This window comes from Roseateles terrae (genome assembly GCF_014192155.1).
GTDB classification, from domain to species: Bacteria; Pseudomonadota; Gammaproteobacteria; order Burkholderiales; family Burkholderiaceae_C; genus Roseateles; species Roseateles terrae.
In genome coordinates this window covers 100724-118258 of sequence record NZ_JACHXO010000009.1, presented here as the reverse complement: position 1 = coordinate 118258, position 17535 = coordinate 100724, and the positions used below count along the sequence as shown (strand labels likewise).

The window sequence follows — 17535 nt, the reverse complement described above, 5'->3', positions numbered from 1 at the left end:
CCCGCGCGTAGATTTGCTCGTCCCGAGTTACCAGGAACATGGTCGGCGTTCCGGCGCCAAGCACATTCAGCGGTTGGAAGCGCGCCACTTGCTTCCAGAACTCGGTAGCTTCCAAGCAAGCTGGGTCCTGGGGCGAGAAGCCTACCGCCGCATGGCGGCCTGGTTGGACGTGGGCGAGGCCCGGGTGCGTCGGCTCTGGCGCGGCCTGGGCTTGCATCAGCCTCGCAAACGTCCGCATCGGCGGCGCAGTGGCAGCGAACATGCGCCTGCCTGGTGCGGTGCGACCCAACAGCGTCTGGAGCTACGACTTCGTGCACGACCAGTTCGTGGACGGTCGCGTACTCAAGATGCTGTGTGTGCTGGACGAGCACACGCGGGAGGGCCTGGCCATCGTGCGGGCCAGTTAGCTGCGCTCCCAGGACGTGATCCTGACGCTCTCCCGGCTGATGCGCCTCTACGGCAAGCCTGCGCACATCCGCAGCGACAACGGGGCGGAGTTCACGGCCCGCTCGTTGATGCGGTGGCTGCGCGACGAGGCCATCGGTCCGGCCTTCATTGCGCCGTGCAAGCCCTGGCAGAACGGCTTCGTGGAGAGCTTCAACGGCGAGCTGCGCGACGACCTCAACCGGGAGTGGTTCCGCACGCTCGCAGCGGCCAAGGTGCTGATCGAGGCGTGGCGCCAGTTCTACAACGAGCGCCGGCCGCACAGCGCCTTGGGCTACCGGCCTCCGGCTGCGGTTCGCCGCGAGTGGTCCGACACCGATAACATTACCCGAAACTCACCGCCTGAGTGGCTACAAATTACGTGCCCAGGTCAAGCTTACCGCGAGGTGTTGATGGCGGGTGACCACTAGTCCGGCAAAGTCGTCCGCCTGCAGCTGGCACGAGCCCACCGGCGTCGACCCGGTGTCAACAGTCGTCAAGATTTGGCCCGGACCGTTGGCTCGTTCAGTCTAGGCTTGTCTCTTCAGCACCGACTATTCATGAGCGACCTGCTGCGCCCCGGGCCCCGTTACGCCTGCGGATTGGCCATCCAGCTCGGACGCAAGCACCGTGTCGTCAAAAAGCCAGTGGATGAGATTAGCCAAGCGCGGCGACGACGCATCGGCGCAGATTGAGCGACACGCTGCCATGAAGCAATCGGCGGCAGAGCCGAAATGCTTGTCATAGGCCTCGCGATGCAGCCCCATCTCGATCATCTGCCGCATGAAGCGCCCCAACGCTTCCAGATCCTCGATGTTCCGAATGGCGGCCTCGAAGTCTGCAGCTGTCGCGCGCTGGAGGGCGATCTCCTGCAAGGGGCCCCAGCCGCGGTGTTCGACGACGTGCAAGCACGCATCCACAACCGTGGCGTTCATCTGCTCGTTCGCCTTTATCTCGGAAAACAGCGTCTTGATTTTCTCGTGCAGCGGCTTACCGAACGGATTGCTGTCTTTGACGCTGGTCGCTTGCGTCGCCTTGAAGTTTTCAACCCACCCATCGATCAAGGCTTCGCCGAGGTCAATACCTGCCGCCATCTTGCTTAGCGACAGCTGCAGCTCGGACACGATGTACGGGTCTAGGAGCTTCGCGCTCGTCCGAAACTGCTGTGCAACGGCCAGTAGCTCCTCCTCGCTGGTCCTGTGGTCCCAGATGCATCGGGTGATAAAATGATGGGCTTCCTCCCTGGCCACCATCGCATCCTTCTCTCGCTCATAGCGCTCGATGATTGCATCGATGGCCTCCATCTCGAACAGGCCCGACTGGAGGAAGTCGACCAGGCAACTCTCGAACTCGTCACAGCCCAAGATTCCGAGACCTTGCATCAGGAGGCGCCAACCGGCCTCCTTTTCCTGCTGCGGCGTTCGCTCCTGCTTGGCTTCTTTCGTGAAGCTCGACCAGTCCCGGGACCCCGCATTGAGCGCGAATTTGAAGTCGGGCCCATCGTGCAAGCCCCGATAGTGGATCGCCGAGAAAAGAACAATCGAGGGAACAACGCGGGCTTGGATCGCATCCTCCAGGTCGCGACCGGCGAGGATCTGGTTAGCCACACGGATCACCTTGGTGATGATGCGGATGTTGTTCAGTCCGCAGGTCTTCACTGCCTTTTGCAGCTCGGCGGCATACTTGGACGGTGCAATCGACAACGCAATCGCCAACGCCTCGTCGGGACTCGTCGTGAGGCGGATCTCCTGATCGATGACCTTCTCCCTGAAGGTGCTCCAGAGTTTCTCCTGGTCGCCCTTGGCGGACAGCTGGTCGTCGTTGAGCACCAGCACAAACCGGCAGCCGAACTCTTTGGAGTACTCGTCGATGAAACCCAGCACCTCATCGATGCCGAGCTTTTCATGCTTGCGCTCGATATCGTCGATCACGATCACGGCGCCTCGAAGCAGCACCGGCGCCATCAGCACGATGTTCAGGTCATTCAGCGCAGCCACTGCTTTGTAGTGCTGTGCCAGCGCCTTGACCCCGGCCCCCATCAGCTTCTTGACGCTGTCGAACATACCGCCGTGAGAGTCCGCCCCCGGAATCGCCGACTCGCAGAGCTTGCGTTTGATCTGCTCGACGCTGGAGAGGCCAAATAGCGAAACGTAGAAGGCTTTCCTGATCTTCTCGTCATCGGACTTTGCCCTCACATCGTTCCAAAGGTGCGTCTTGCCCGTCCCCCAGTTCCCCGAGAGTGCGATCACCTTGTTATCGTTGTTCTTGAGCTGCTTAAGCAGCTGCTCTTTGGTTTTCTCCAGCGACATGGGGTCCTCATTATTGCGCTTGAATTCGATGGTGCCAGGGCGCGGGGAGGTGTTCTGGCAACGCGACGAGAGCGATTGTGGGGCAGGGGCGAATCAGGTCCTAAGGCCGTCGGCTTCAGGCTGATCCGCGTCGTCGAGCAGAGCGCCGCCCATTGAGCTACGCAGCACGTGGCCGAGCTCGTCGAGGAACACCAGGTCCATGTGCGCTATCCGGTGCGCCGTCTGACCAGTCTTGTTGTTCAGTTTCTCATGCTCCAGGAAGTTGACTTGCTCTACCGCGGAGAAGAAGCGCACCTGTCGCCGAGACGCTCAAGGGCCTGCACGCCGATGGCGGTGGCCAGATGGGTCTTGCTCGTGCCCGGCCCGCCGACCAGCACGACGTTCTCAGCCCAGGCCATGAACCCGCTGCGGTGCAACTGCTTCACCAGCGCCTCGTTCACCTCGATGTGTGCAAACTCGAGGTCAGCCTAATCTCGGTGACCCGGGAACTTGGCCTGCTTTAGCTGGTGCGCGACGGCACGCACCTCGCGGCCGACGGACTAGGCCTTGAGCGGCTGAGTCAGGAAGAGCTGCACGGCTTCAAACGCTGGCACGCTGTGCGGCACGAGCGATGGTGCTCGCTTGTCGAGTAGGACCTAGCTGAAGAGCGGCGGAGCTTGGCCAGCGGCTGTCATGCCGCTGATCCGCTTCGTGGCGGCCTCCGGCCTCCAAGCAGACGCCCCCCACCCCGCCTGAGCAAGCTGACGCAACTGCACCTGCCGCAGCTCAGCGCACCTCAGGCATCACCGCGCGCGGAGGCACGGTGGGATGCGACTGCCGCCAAGCCATCTCAGCCTCCTGGGCTGCATGTTCCGCTACAGCAGCCCGCCGAGCTGCGACTTCCTCGGCCGTGCACGCCTTGGCCGGCAGGATGGGGACGGCCTTGAGTTCCCCGCCAGGCAGGATGCGGTTCATGGTCATGATGCAGCGCTTACGGTCGGCTTCGAGGACCATGCGGGCTTCATAGTCAACGCCAGGCACGGCCATGAAGGCTGCGGACACCATCTGGCAAGCGCCGTTGCTGACGCGCACCGTGGTGAGCTCCGCGGCCGGAATTTCATGTTCCTGGTAGTACCACTGGTTGCCCATGTTCCATCCGCCCTTGTCCACCTCGCGTGACCGCTCGGTCGCGGGCATGCCAATCGTCAGGTTGGTGGTGGTGCCGGTCAGTGACTTGAAGGCATTGGCCAGGCCGCCCGCCACCCGCAACTCGGTGTCGTCGCTGTAGCAGGCCGCGCCCTTGTGCAGCATGGCGGCGCCGCCGTTCACGCCGTACAGCCGCACCCGTGCGGGACGCGGCTCTCCCTTGTCGTCGAAGACCGTGGGGTCCTGCTGGAGCGCTTTCAGGCGTTCCATCGCCGCCGCAACCGCCGCCGCTTCGGCCGCGGCGGTTGTCTCGGACGATTGGAACAGGGCGGCGCGCTCCCCAATGACGCCGGGGGCAGAACCTGCCGCCGCAGTAGGTTCAGCAGCGGAGGCCAGCGTCGAAGGAACTAGAGCGGCCTCCTGGGTGGCGGCGGCCGCAACCTCCATACTGGCGCGGAAGGCGCGGCCGATGGCGACGGCAGTGTCCGGATCCAGTGCACGGTGCGCGCGCACGGCCAGCACCTTCTGCAGGTCCTCCACCCGTTCTGCGACATTCTTGGCCTGCCCTCGGGCTTGTGCCTGTTCGCGTTCAGCCAGTTCCTTGCCGCAAGTCCTCTCCACACCGACCATGTGGCCAGGCAGGGGCTTCCCGCGGTAGATGGGCGCCTCGCGAGTGTCGCGATAGCTGCCAATGAAGAGGCTGGGCTCGCCGGTACCATCCAGATTCTTGAAGGACAACCAGCCCATTTGCATGAGGGTCAGAGGCTGGCAACGCAGCGCATAACGGTGGACCCAGGTCGAGGGCGTGCCGGTCTTGCCCTCCACCGGGCTCTGTGACCGCACCACCCAGAATTCATTCCAGACCTGGGACCTCAGTTCCATCGGCAGTTCGCTGGCGGGGATCAGCCGATTGGGGCTCACCAGGATCTGCTCGCGCAGGCCGCTCGTTGCCACCACAGGTTCGCCGTGGGGCTGCAGGCCGCCGCGCGCAAGCGCCTCTTGCCAACGCTGGGCCATGGCCGCCTTCGTCCGTGAGTCGGAGGCAATGATGGGCAGGCCGTCGGGAAAGTCCATCTGAATGAAGATCCTGGACTCGGGGGACAGGGCCGCTGCGCCTGAAGCGGCGGGCAGGGCGGCGAAGAAGGTGACGCAGGCGGTGGCCAGCATCCGGCGGCGAAGGGCTGGAGACATCATGGGCAAGCGGGTGACGCGGGCGACGCACAGGCGCCCACTCAGGTAAGCAAGACGCGCGACCATACTGCAGGCCCCTGTCTGCGCGGCCCCCCCCAGGGGGGGATGTCGGGACAAGCTTGATCGTTTCGTGACTGAGTACCGTCTCGGCGGCGCCAGCAACGTTGGCCGAACAACACCTCCTGCTCAGCCGAGCGTTCCGTCAGTTGCTCGCCGTTCAGACCATGGCCAACCCGGGAGTCGCCCGCGCAGAATTCCGGCGACAGCACACCCCTGCCGATCAGGTTGGATTGAACGTCGCCACTCGCAGGGCCAGACGCGCGTTAGCAACGCAGCTGAATGAAGCGTTGCCTTAGCGCCAACAGCTCCCGCTGGATGGCCGGTCGGGAACGCGCATCTGACACCCGCTCCTTCTGCTCCGCAGCAGGAATGGCTGCATCGAGATGCCGGCATTCGACCTGCGCGGGCGCCGCCAGGCTGAGTCTCTTGCCGTCAACTTGAAGCTGCTTGGCGTCCTTGCCTGTCACCGGGCGAATCGCCTCCGCAAAGCCCTCATTGATCCTCTCGCGCTGCACATCTGCACCAGGCGCTTCCTTCCCGGTGGACGTCAAGCCGCGCGTTGGCTCCACGTCGACCTTCCTGGCACCCAGGCACGGAGCGTCCGAGTAAGTGACCTTGCCATTGACTTCGCACTTGAAGACCTCCCGGGAAGGCTGCGGAAGCTTCTGCGCCACTACGGGGGTGCAGCTCCAGGCTGCCATGGTGAAAGCCAAGATCAGTGTGCGCATGAAATCAGTGCGTCCTGTGGAGGGAATGGAATAACCCAGCAGCTGGGAGTCTACTTGGGCCCTTCAAACGCACGGCACTGTCGCTCAGTTGAAGCTCGGCGCTCCGCTTTCCGCGTTCGTCACCGTCTTGGCCTTGAAGTCGATCATGAAGTGGCCGCTCGGCTTGCCTGATCCCAGGCCCTTCAAGATCGAGAACACCTGCTTGAACTGGTCCTGGAACGCGACCGGCACGGCATTCTGGTCAGACAGCTTGTCGCCGGACTTGACCGGCTTGACCGGAGCGGTCGGGAAGGCGCTCATGAGCAGCTTGTACTGCTTGACCCGCTCGGCGCCCATGTCTCGCAGCGACAGCTCGCCCGCATAGACCGTGCGGTGAAAGTCTCCGTAGAACTCATAGGCAGTGACCTTGGCCATGGCGTCGAAATCCACACCGGCCGCCGTGGCGAGCTGTCGTGCCTTGGCCGTGGCCGTGGCCCAGTCAGCCGCCAGTTGTCCCGTCGCTGCGGGCACCCCCGTGGCCGTGTCTGCTGCATAACAGGCGGCCGTCAGCGGGACCACGCCCGCCTGGTCCTTGAGCTGCGCAATGGTGACGGACGTCTGCAGCTGCGTCATGGTCAGCATCTGCGCCAGGTTCAGGCTGGTGGCGGCTTCTTTCATCTCGCACGGCCAGTATTCGTCCATGAAGCGCAGCCGCGAAAGTTCGCCGAAGTAAAAGCGCGTGAAGTCGCCGTAGCTGGTGGTGTCAAGCACCGCATGGTTCCAGCGCTTGGCCACGTCGGCCGGTGCGGCGCTCGATTGCAGGTACTTATACTCAGTCTCGTAATGAGGGAAGAGTTCCTTGAACCGCGCCACGTTGTTGAGGGCAACGGTCTGAACGTCGACGGTGTCAGCCGTCTGGTACGTGACGATCTTGTAGGCCGCGCCATACACCGCCAGCGACGGCGACTGCACATTCACCAGGTAATTGCCCGACGCATCGATCAGGTCGTTCGTGCCGTTGAAATGCATGTGGCCACCAACGTGCAGGCGCAGCCCTGTCGCCGCCACTGCCGCGGTCGTCGTCACCTCAGGCACGCGTGCGGTCTGGAAGGCGCCGGACTTGAAGACGGCCTTCATGGCATTTGTCTGGTTGGCGTAGAAGTCCATGGTCGGGTAATGCGAGAACGCCATGAGCTGCTTGCCCTGCGCCTTCGCACGTGCGCTGACCGACTGGATCCAGTCCATCAGATGCCGCTTGTGAGTCAGCACCTTGTTCCAGCCCGCATTGCCCGCGCCGTCGAATCCCTTAAAGCTCTTGGGATTGGACGGGTCGAATCGAGCATTAGGTAGGTAGACGTTCGCATCGATGCTCAGGAGCCACACACCCTTGACGGGCTCCACCAGGTAGCTCGCATCCATGACGGTGCTGCATTTCGTGTAGGGTTTGCCCAGCGCCAATTCACCGGCCGCCTTGTAGGCGCCACCTTCACCTTCGGCGCAGAGCTCGAACTGGCGATTGGCGGCGGCGGCGCTCTTCTGGGCCTCGGCCAGTGAATACTTGTTGTCGGGATATCGGCTGAACGGCGTTTCCCAGTGCAGGTCCGCGGCCTGCGGCATGTAGCCGAAATCCGCCAGTTTCGCGATCAGCGCGTCGTAACCCAGCTCCTTGAGCTGATCAGTGCAAGCCACGGCCGGATCGCCTGACTTGCAGCTTGCATTGCCCGTCGCATAGACCTTCTGCTCCTTGCCCTCGCGGGTCAGAAAGTCATTCTTGCCGGCCTCATCGTCGTCATACGGCTCGTTGGGATCGTGGTTGCCTGGCGCAATGAAGAACCGCATGCCCTTGGCCTGGTACTCCTTGAGGATCGCCGCAATGCCATCGATGTTGACCGGCTGCGCGTCGTCGGAAAAATCCCCTGGCAGGGCGACCAGCCGTACGCCCTTGGCGAACGCGTCGTCCAGCGCCGCACGGAAGGCAAAGTAGTTTTCGTTGAACAGACGCGTCGATGTCAGCTGCGCATACATCGTGCGGATCGTCGCGTTCTTGCCGTCGGCCGTCGGGATGCCGGTATAGGCGGTGGTTTTGAAATCCCCGTAGACGTCTTCAAAATGCACGTCGGTCATGAACGCCACGGGCGTCGAAAATGCAGCGGGCGGGGCGCTCGGCTCGCTGCTCTTGGTGTCACTGTTGCAGCCCACCAGCGACGCGGTAGCCAGGGCCGTCAATGCAGCCAGACGAGGGGTGGAGAGCATGTGAAAGCGCTTGCCGAGTGGAAATCGCGCATGCTCGTCGGAGGGCATGACGGGGCCGTGACAAGGCGACGTCTCTCGCATGACACACCGCGGCACGCTGCTGCCCGCTCTGGGAAGATGCGCCACCCATCCACCAACCCAAACAAAGAGACGCCGGCATGACTGCCTCACTCCCGCAGGTCCCAATGGACACACCGATTGACGCCCTGGGCACTTGCACCAGGCTGGCGGCCCTCCTCGGGCGAGCCGACCATCTCCTCGCCCGCGCGGAAGACGGGCGCCCCACGGAGTTCGGGTTGGACCGGCGGCTGGCGCCCGACATGTTCTCGCTCGCCGAGCAGGTCGTGGTGCTCGCCGACAGCCTGATCGGTTCAGCGGCGCTGCTCACGGGCCATTCCGCTTCCACGGTCCGGGAGGCCGCATGGGTGTTCAACCGCGGCGCCGCCGAAGGACTCGGCGAACTACCCGTCACCCTCGCCGCCGCTCGCCATCGACTTCTCGCCGCGCATTCGGCCGTCATCGACATGGCCCGCGACAGCCCGCGACCTGCCTCGCAGCGAGCCGATGCAGAGGTGGTGGTGGCACGTCCGGGTCACGTCCGTCGTTTCAGATTGGCTGCCTTCGTCCATGACTACGCGCTTCCCAATGCCTATTTCCATCTCACGATGATTCATGCACTGCTTCGCCAGGCGGGCGTAGTGATTGGCAAAGCGGACTACGAGGGACCGCGCCCCTACACGCTCGATTGACTGGCTTTTAGCGGATTTGATAATTCACTATCCAACTGCCTAGAAAGCGGCTTGCCGTGTTGACAGTGCCGGTTTCAAAAACCTTTGATATCTAAGCTTTTGCTCTTTTAAATCAACAAGTTACTCCTTCACCACCCAAGACACCACCATAGCTGGCACACCCATTGCAAAGCAGGAGGCATCAACAACACGCCAACACAAGCAGAGGGAGATCATGGTGAATATGCAGCTGTTCCAAACGCTCAAAGGTGCGCTGCTGCCAGCGGCGACAGCACGGAACGCCGAGCAGGCCCCTGCGTACGCCTTGACCCCTCGCCACCAGTTGGCACAACTCGCTGCCACCGGCTGCCTGACCCGCACCTACTACGCCAATGCGGACGCCCAGCTCGAGCAAGTCCTGGCACTGACCGAGCAACTCGATCCCGCATTCGTCGCCAAAGCCGCGATCTACGGCCGCCAGTCCCGTCATATGAAAGACATGCCCGCATTGCTGGCTGCCAGTCTGGCCGTCCGCGACGTCGCACTGCTGGCGCAGGTGTTTCCTCGCATCATCGACAGCGGCAAGATGCTGCGCAACTTCGTGCAAATCCTGCGCAGCGGCGCGGTGGGCCGCAAGTCGCTGGGCTCCCGACCCAAGAAGCTGGTGCAGCAGTGGCTGCTGGCAGCCTCCGAAAAGCAGCTGCTGAATGCCGCCGTCGGCAATGCGCCGTCGCTGGCCGACGTTGTGAAGATGGTGCATCCGAAGCCGACCGAAGCCTGGCGTGAAGCCTGGTTCGCATGGCTGATCGGCCGCGCGTTTGATGAAACCGCCCTGCCCCCCATCACCCAGGCGTTCGAGCGCTTCAAACGTCTGGCGGCGCAAGGCACGATCGACGCAAACGCCGAGGCGCCCGCAGTCCCTTTTCAGATGCTGACGGCGCTGCCGCTGACTTCCGATCACTGGGCGCAGATCGCTCGACAGGGCTCGTGGCAGATGATCCGCCAGAAGCTGAACACCTTGGCTCGCCATGGCGTGTTTGAGCTTCCTGGCATGTCCGAAGCCGTTGCAGCCAAGCTGCGCGACGCCCAGGCGGTGTCCCAGGCGCGTGCGATGCCCTATCAATTGCTGTCCGCATTCAAGGCAGCCGCCGATACGGTACCCGCCGAAGTGCGCGACGCGCTGCAGGACGCCATGGAACTGGCGCTCACCCAGGTACCGGCCATCGCTGGGCGCGTGGTGGTGTGCCCCGATGTGTCGGGCTCGATGAGCTCGCCAGTGACGGGCCATCGCGGCACCGCGAGTTCCAGCGTCCGCTGCATCGACGTCGCCGCCTTGGTGGCCGCTGCGGTGTTGCGCAAGAACCCGCAGGCCCGCGTGCTGCCCTTTGAGCAGGAGGTGGTGACTCTGCAGCTGAACAGTCGCGATTCGGTGATGACCCACGCACAGGCGCTGGCGGCCATCGGAGGCGGCGGCACCAACTGCAGCGCACCACTGGCCTTGCTCAACAAGGAAAAGGCGCTGGTGGATGTGGTGATCCTCGTCTCAGACAACGAGTCCTGGGTCGACGCAGTCCGGCGCGGTGCCACGCAGACGCTGCGCGAATGGGAGCTGCTGAAGCAGCGCAATCCACAGGCGCGCCTGGTGTGCATCGACATTCAGCCGACCGTCACCACCCAGGTGGCGGAGCGCGCGGACATCTTGAATGTCGGCGGCTTCTCCGACGCGGTATTCACGATGATGGCCGAGTTCATCAAAGGCAGCATGAACGCCGACCACTGGGTGGGCGACATCGAGAAACTTTCGCTGGCGGCGCAGTAGCACGCGCCGTTTCCAGCCAACACAGCATGTGTCGTCGCGTGGCGAATGCTGGTGGGACTCCATCTCCAAAATGTGTCTCACCGACTGTTTGTCGCCACGCGGGGGCCTCCAGTTTTGCGCGAATGCTGGCAGGACTACATCAGGTACGCCGGGGGTTCGAATCCTCAGCTGGGAGACCAGTGTGGCGATGTCCTGCCCCTTTTGTCGCGCGCTTTTCAGGTCGGACGGGGTCGAAGCGTGATCGCACCCGACCACTGCATCCTTTGGACGGTGTCCATCATGAATGAGAACAACAAAGTCGACGCATCGCTTCAGAGCGCCGTCGCGGACGCCTATCGGGTCTTCAAGCGTTATCGTGCTCCGAAGCATCCGTTGAATGCGTGTCTTGCATGCTGCCTCAGTGAACAAACGGAGAAGGAGATGCGGACACTGCCGTTGGCCAAGCTCACGGCGCGCCACTTCTACGAATACAACACAGCAGCCAAGGGCCCCGAGCAACCGGCCGATGAAGTGAAGTATCTGCTTCCTCGAATGCTGGAACTGCTCGCTGACGGGCAGGACATCCATCACTCCCTGGAGATCTCACTCCGGCGCGTGGAAAGCTGCGAGGCCGGGAGCTTCAGCGACACCGAGACGGCTGTTTTGAATCGCTTTGCGCTGGCGTACTTCCGACAGATGCTCACAGGCGCCGGCCCTCACGGCGATCAACGCCTGCTGGATGACACGATCAGCGTCCTGCTGATGTTTCATATCGCGGGATTAAACATTGAACCGCTGCTGGCACTGTGGCTGCAGTTGGACGAGCCAGCATCGACGGTTCAATTCGTCCAGGACACCTACTGGGAGTTCTGGAAGGACCACGACATCAGCAACGCTTTTGCCACCGACTACCCGGCATTCAAGGCGCTGCTCAAACGGTGGCTGTTGGATCCGGCCGTTCGTCATCGCTTTGTCGGCAAGCTGATGGCGCCTGACTTCCTACGTCGGGCCGCTACCGAGCAGGGGTATCCGTCCGTGAGCTTCAACGTCATGGTCGATGCAGTGTTTGATGAACTCACGCGATGACACCATCCGAAGCCTTGTCGCATCATCCGAAGCACACGCAACACGCGGTTGCAATACCGCCCCCTTCCAGTGACGCCGCCGAGGGTTTGCACTGACTGCTGAGGGTGAAACCGCTTTCAGAATTTCCGGCTTCAACCCCCTGCCAGGAAGTGCCATGAAAGCTACGTTCCGCCTCCGTCCTCAAGTGCTCATCGCCGCCCTCGCCCTGTGCGGCCTCGCCGGCACTGCGATCGCCCAGACAACGAAGGTCGTGGGCTACATCCCTTCCTACAAGGGCCTGAAGGCGGTGGCGGACCGCACGGATCTGAGCAAGCTCACCCACATCAACATTGCATTCGCCAATCCGTCGGCCAATGGCAGCCTGCTCAGCAACGGCAATCCGACCTGCATGGAATCCGCCACTGGTGCGGACATCCGCTATGTGGTGCAGAAGGCGCATGCGGCGGGTGCCAAGGTGCTGGTGTCTCTGGCGGGTGGCGTGATCCCGGGGTGTTCGGGCAATTGGCAGACGCTGCTCCAGTCCGGCAACCGTGCTGCGCTGGTCAACAACATCGCCCAATTCGTCAGTACCTTCGGACTGGATGGCGTCGATGTCGACCTCGAAGGCGCCCTGCTGACCGCCATCGACAACGCCGGTAACTACACCCCCTTCATCCAGAGCCTGCGCAGTGCACTGCCGGGCAAGCTCATCACCGCGGCCACGGCCACCTATGAAGGCGGCATGGTGCCGGTGTCCTCATTGCCGCATTTTGATTTCGTCACGCTCATGTCCTATGACGCCGTAGGACCCAGCTGGGGGACTGTCGGCACGGAGCATTCTCCCTACGCCATGGCGCAGAGCCACATTGCCACCTGGAAGGTCCGCGGCCTGCCCAAGGAGAAACTGGTGCTGGGTGTGCCGTTCTATGGCTATGGCTTCAACGGCTATGCCTCGGACTACGGCTTCAATGACATCGTTGCGCAGTTCGGCGCGGCGGCGGCCCAGAAGGATCTAATCGGCACCCTGTGCGCCTCCTGCGGCTACATCACCTACAACGGCATCCCCACGATCAAGGCAAAAACGCGGCTGGCCTTGCAGCAAGGCGCAGGCGTGATGATCTGGGAACTGTCGCAGGACGGCACCGGCGCCAACAGCCTGCTTGCCGCCATCCGGTCCGAGATCGGCACGCCGCCGCCCGTCGGCGGCTCGCGCCAGATCGAAGCCGAAGACTTCACCAACCAGAGCGGTGTTCAGACCGAGACCTGTGTGGAGGGTGGTCGCAATGTCGGATGGATCGACGCCGGCGACTGGATGGTCTATGGCAATGTCAATTTCGCGACCAGTGGGGCGTATCGCGTGGAATATCGGGTGGCCAGCCCGAGCGGCTCAACGCTGTCACTGGACTTGAACGGCGGGAGCATCCAGCTCGGACAACTCGCCATCCCCGCGACCGGCGGATGGCAGAACTGGACGACCGTCTCCCATACGGTCAATGTCAACGCCGGCACCTACAACCTGGGTGTTTACGCCGCGGGTGGTGGTTGGAATCTGAACTGGGTTCGCATCACCAAGCTCTGAAGCCGCTGGACACGGGCAGGCACTACACGGAGTGCACGCACAATCACGGGATGCGGTCCGCTCGAGGTGGCGGACGTTCGCCTCTGATTGCATCTCTGAACGTCTCCGGCGGCCATGCCCGTTCTCCGACCGCGACCGCAAGCGCCTCTTCCTCAGCTGGTGACGTTCATCGCCGCCGGCGCGCTCTTTGTCGGCATGGGCCTGATGGCCATCGACCACAAGCGCAGCAGCTGGCAGGGCACCGACGACCTGGTCCAGGTCGACGCCCAACTGATGGGCGTCTCGTGCGCTTATCAAAAGGCCATGAAGCGCGCTTTAGGGCGAGAATCCCCCCGCCCCCACACCAAGGACCCCTGTGGATCGCCTCCAAGCCATGGCCACCTTTGTCGCGGTGGTCGACTGCGGTGGCTTTGCCAGCGCCGCCCGAAAGCTCAATCAGAGCCCGCCGGTCGTCACGCGGGCGGTCGCCGAGCTGGAAGAACGGCTCGGGCTCCGCCTCCTCACCCGTACCACCCGGGTGGTACGGGTGACCGATGCGGGCGTGCGTTTCGCCGAGGACTGCCGCCGCATCCTGGCGGATCTTGAGGACGCCGAAGCATCCGCCGCCGGCACCCACGCGGCTCCTCGCGGCACCCTCACCCTGACCGCACCGGCCATGTTCGGGCGCCTCCACGTCACCCCCATCGTCGTGAGCTACCTCCAGGCGTTCCCGGATGTGGATGTCCAGTGCCTGTTCCTCGACCGCGTCGTCAACGTCGTCGAAGAAGGCGTCGATGTGGCGGTGCGCATCGGGGAACTGCCGGATTCCTCGCTGCAGGCCGTGCGGGTGGGCCGGGTCCGGCGGGTGCTGGTGGCTGCGCCGTCGTACCTGAAGACCCATGGCGCGCCCCAGCATCCGAATGACCTGGCGGACCACCTGATCATCTCGGCGCCGGGGCTCAGCCCCGTGACGGATTGGCGCTTCAACGACGCTGGCGCCGCGCTGACCCTGCGCACACCGGCGCGACTGCGCACAACGACGAATGACTCCGCCCTCGTCGCCGCCATGGCCGGCCTTGGCATCACCCGGCTCATGAGCTACCAGGTGGCCGAGCATCTGCGCAGTGGTGCGCTGCAGGTGCTGCTGGAATCGTATGAGACGGCGCCACTACCGGTGCATGTGGTTCATCACGAAGGCCGCCGCGTGACGCAGAAGGTTCGGGCCTTCATCGACATGGCGGTGGACGGGCTCCGTGCGGATCCCGGCCTTCAGTCAAAGTCATAGCGCCAGCTCAATGCGGGTGCCCGCCCCTTCCGAAGGAACGGCACAGCACAGCAACACCTCGTCAGCCGCCGGCTGCCAGGCGATGGGGCGCGCATAAGTCACCTCACCCGACGTCATCCGCGTTGCACACGATCCGCAATGACCCGCGCGGCAAGAGAACGGCGGCGCCAGCCCTTGCTGCTCAGCGAAATCCAGCAGCGTGCCGTCGGCAGGCTGCCACGCCGCCTCACGACCGGTCTGCTTGAAGACCACGGTGGCCCGCTGCGCCGGCGGGCGCAGGAGTGGCGCTTCCCGATCAGAGCCGATCGACGTTGCGCCTGAGGCCAGAGCGTCCATCCCCGCTTGATTCGACGGGCCCTGCTGTCCCGCTGCAGCGCCCTCGACGCGCGCCACACGACGCCGCAGGGCCGACGGTCCGAACGCCTCCGCCTGGATACGCTCGTCGCGAATGCCCAGGTCGCGCAGTCCGTCATAGAGTGCCTGCATGAAGCCGCCGGGGCCGCAGAGGAAAAACTCGTAGTCGTCCAAGGGCAGCCATTGCTGGAGCATGGGGAGAGTGAGGGGCCCTTGATGGGCCGCCGTGGGCGCCCCGTCGGTATGGCTCAGCACCACGTGAAGGCGCAGCGCGCCGTCGGCCTGCTCTGCCAAGGCCTGCAGCTCCGCACCGAAGGCGCGTGAAGCTTCGTCCCGCGCCACCTGGATCAGATGCACGGGCCGCATCGGCGGATGGCGGTTTCCTTGGGCGATCAGATGCCGGGCAAACGCCACCATGGGCGTCATGCCGACCCCTGCACCGATTAGGACCGCAGGCCGCGGCGCCCCCGCATCAATGACGAATCGGCCCTGCGGTGCCAGTGCCTCGACGACATCGCCCACCTGCCAGCGGTCATGCAGATAACTGGACGCTTCCCCTTCCCGCTTCACGCTCAGACGCAACTCGGCGTCCTCGGGTGCGCTGGAGATGGTGTAGGTGCGACGGAGTTCCGCGCCGCCCGCGGTGCGCAGGCGGATCGGCAGATGCTGTCCGGCCCGAAACGCCGGTCGCGGGAGCCCATCCGCCGGTGTGAGGTGGAACGACCGGATGACCTGGCTCTCGTCGACCACCTTTGTCACCCGCCATCGCCGCCAGACGCTGGTCGATCGTGGAAGCTCCTGGTGAGGCGTTCTCACATCCGCAGCCTTCTCGACGCGCCACTGGCCAGTGGCCAAGGTCTGCGCTGACCAGTCCCTGAACTTCCACCGCAGCGGCAAAGCCTCCCGCAGTCGCCAGCCCGACTGAATATGAAACCGCCAGGCCCGTTCCGCGCCTTCGAATCCCTGCAGGATGTCGCCATCCCAGATCACTTCGGCAGTGCCCGTGAACGTGAGCAGATCACCGGTCTCAAAGTCGATGAACAGCACCCCGGCGCGCGCATCCACTTGCAGATTGCCCAAGGTCATGAAGAACGCGTTCCCGGCGAAGTCGGGCACCACGAAGGTCCGGTCGTCCTCCACCTTGACGAAGCCTGCACGCCCGCCACGATGAGACACATCCGCGCCGCCTGCCGATCCCGGCGCCCGTGTGGCGACGAAGAGCGTGTCCGCTTGTTCAATGGCTGCGCGGGCCGGACCGTCCAGGGCGGTCAGGGCAACGGTCTCACGGGGACGCACGTCCTGGGGATCCCGTGTCCATTCAAACTCGCGCCCCTGGATGTACTGCGGACAGTTGCCCAGAGACTGGTCGACATCCAGGGAAAAGTGCGCATGTCCTGCCTGGCCGGTGTCTTCCGCATCCGTCACCTCCACCACATGTCCATTGACCCGATTGCGTCGGCGCGTGTGCAGCTCGATGCCCAGAAAGCCCAGCGCTGCGCCCGGCACCAGTCCCTCCGAGAGCGGGTCGCCCACGATGGGCCGCGCATGAAAGTTCAGCCGGGTCGCGCTGGGTGCCTGGACGAATCCGGGCCGGCCCACCAGCACAGAGGCCCAGGGCCGCCCTCGCCGGTCGGAAGAACCCACCAGCATGAAGGGCAGCTGCTCGAAGAATCGTTGATGCTGCTCAGGCATGAACTTTCGGATGGCACGACGCCCGATGTCCGCCATCTGCTCGCGGACGCCCAGGCGCGCCTGCACCGCTTGCTCGCCCGCGTGGAACGGGCCGACCCTGTCGGAAGAAGGTTTGTTCATGAGTGGCTCCCCAAGGATTGGAACGAGGCGGTGGGCCGCCCGATGGCTACCACTACCCTCGCAGGGACTCGTGGATGAAGATTGCGCCCGGCACCCCTCGTCATCGGCGGTCCGCTTGCGGTGAGGCGCGGAGGCCCGTCATCCGTCACGCACGCAGTCCCGCTGCCGTCTCCGGCATCGGGACAAAACCGGGAAGCGCCTCCACGCGTGCGAGCCATCGCAGCACATGCCCATACGGCGCCAGATCCACATTGCCTTCCGGCGCCGCGGCGATGTAGCTGTAGGCCGCGATGTCCGCCAGCGTGGCGTTTGATCCCACCAGGAAGTTCCGTTGGGCCAGCTGACCGTCCATCACCTTCAGCAGTCCGTGCGCACGGGCAATCACCTCCTCCGTATCGAAGCTGGCGCCGAACACCGTGACCAAACGTGCCGCAGCCGGACCGAAGGCCATCAACCCCGCCGCCACCGACAGCCACGCCTGCACCTCGGCCTGCTCCTTCACCCCCTGGGGCAGCCAGCGGCGTTCGGTGTCGTACTTCAAGGCCAGGTAGGTCAAGATGGCATTGGAGTCATGAACCGCCACGCCGTCGTCCACCAAAACGGGCACTTGTCCGAACGGGTTGAGCGCCAGGAACTCCGGTGTCTTGTGAGCGCGGCGGGGCAGGTCCACCGCTGTGAATTCGTAGGGCAGCCCCATCAGCGAGAGGGCCAGCTGAGCACGATGCGAGTGGCCGGACAGGGGGAAGCCGAGCAGTTGAATGGACATGAGAGTCTCCAAAGGTGAGGGGGTTGGGTGCGTCGCCACCAGGCGGCGACCGATGGCTGTGACTGTGGCCTCAGCCTCTCCATGACGGAATCCACGCCGCT

Annotated in this window: 12 protein-coding genes and 1 pseudogene; 6 read left to right on the top strand and 7 right to left on the bottom strand. The window is 63.9% G+C overall.

What is annotated here, in order from left to right; translation table 11 throughout:
- Positions 1–133 precede the first annotated feature (133 nt).
- Positions 134–776, top strand: a pseudogene (locus tag FHS28_RS21320) (IS3 family transposase); the annotation flags it as partial.
- A 201-nt stretch (positions 777–977) separates the two neighbouring features.
- On the opposite strand, the gene FHS28_RS21315 reads toward FHS28_RS21320, so the two are convergent.
- From FHS28_RS21315 to FHS28_RS21295, 5 genes are all read right to left on the bottom strand, one after another.
- Positions 978–2732: a P-loop NTPase fold protein gene (locus FHS28_RS21315; RefSeq protein ID WP_088453865.1), complete on the bottom strand. Its 1755-nt coding sequence runs from the start codon at positions 2730–2732 to the stop codon at positions 978–980.
- A gap of 272 nt (positions 2733–3004) precedes the next feature.
- The gene (locus FHS28_RS24690; protein WP_310736841.1) at positions 3005–3172 is read right to left on the bottom strand and encodes an ATP-binding protein; all 168 of its coding nucleotides are present in this window, start codon (positions 3170–3172) and stop codon (positions 3005–3007) included.
- A gap of 325 nt (positions 3173–3497) precedes the next feature.
- Entirely contained in the window at positions 3498–5114 is a 1617-nt protein-coding gene (locus FHS28_RS21305) for a hypothetical protein (RefSeq protein ID WP_184295362.1), read from the bottom strand.
- 257 nt (positions 5115–5371) lie between these two features.
- Positions 5372–5836 carry a hypothetical protein gene (locus FHS28_RS21300; protein ID WP_088453867.1) on the bottom strand — a complete coding sequence of 155 codons (465 nt, stop codon included), beginning with the start codon at positions 5834–5836 and terminating at the stop codon, positions 5372–5374.
- 84 nt (positions 5837–5920) lie between these two features.
- Complete coding sequence (locus tag FHS28_RS21295; RefSeq protein ID WP_221194152.1) at positions 5921–8068, bottom strand: metallophosphoesterase family protein; 2148 nt, start codon at positions 8066–8068, stop codon at positions 5921–5923.
- Positions 8069–8253: 185 nt separating this feature from the next.
- On the opposite strand from FHS28_RS21295, the gene FHS28_RS21290 reads away from it, so the two are divergent.
- The 5 genes from FHS28_RS21290 (at position 8254) to FHS28_RS21270 (ending at position 14502) form a co-directional block, all read left to right on the top strand.
- On the top strand, positions 8254–8817 hold the full coding sequence (locus tag FHS28_RS21290; RefSeq protein ID WP_184295359.1) for a DUF1993 family protein: 564 nt from the start codon (positions 8254–8256) through the stop codon (positions 8815–8817).
- Positions 8818–9031: 214 nt separating this feature from the next.
- Positions 9032–10615, top strand: coding sequence for a vWA domain-containing protein (locus FHS28_RS21285; protein ID WP_088453869.1), 1584 nt, complete (start codon positions 9032–9034; stop codon positions 10613–10615).
- A 279-nt stretch (positions 10616–10894) separates the two neighbouring features.
- Positions 10895–11680, top strand: coding sequence for a hypothetical protein (locus FHS28_RS21280; protein WP_184295356.1), 786 nt, complete (start codon positions 10895–10897; stop codon positions 11678–11680).
- Positions 11681–11834: 154 nt separating this feature from the next.
- The gene (locus tag FHS28_RS21275) at positions 11835–13238 is read left to right on the top strand and encodes a carbohydrate-binding protein (protein WP_088453871.1); all 1404 of its coding nucleotides are present in this window, start codon (positions 11835–11837) and stop codon (positions 13236–13238) included.
- 373 nt (positions 13239–13611) lie between these two features.
- Complete coding sequence (locus FHS28_RS21270; protein WP_088453872.1) at positions 13612–14502, top strand: LysR family transcriptional regulator; 891 nt, start codon at positions 13612–13614, stop codon at positions 14500–14502.
- Here FHS28_RS21270 and FHS28_RS21265 read toward each other — a convergent pair.
- Positions 14497–16668, bottom strand: coding sequence for a pyridoxamine 5'-phosphate oxidase family protein (locus tag FHS28_RS21265; RefSeq protein WP_088453873.1), 2172 nt, complete (start codon positions 16666–16668; stop codon positions 14497–14499). The genes FHS28_RS21270 and FHS28_RS21265 overlap by 6 nt on opposite strands.
- A 145-nt stretch (positions 16669–16813) precedes the next feature.
- A complete protein-coding gene (locus FHS28_RS21260) occupies positions 16814–17428 on the bottom strand; it encodes a glutathione S-transferase family protein (protein ID WP_310736847.1) in 615 nt (204 codons plus the stop codon).
- Between the last annotated feature and the right edge of the window lie 107 nt (positions 17429–17535).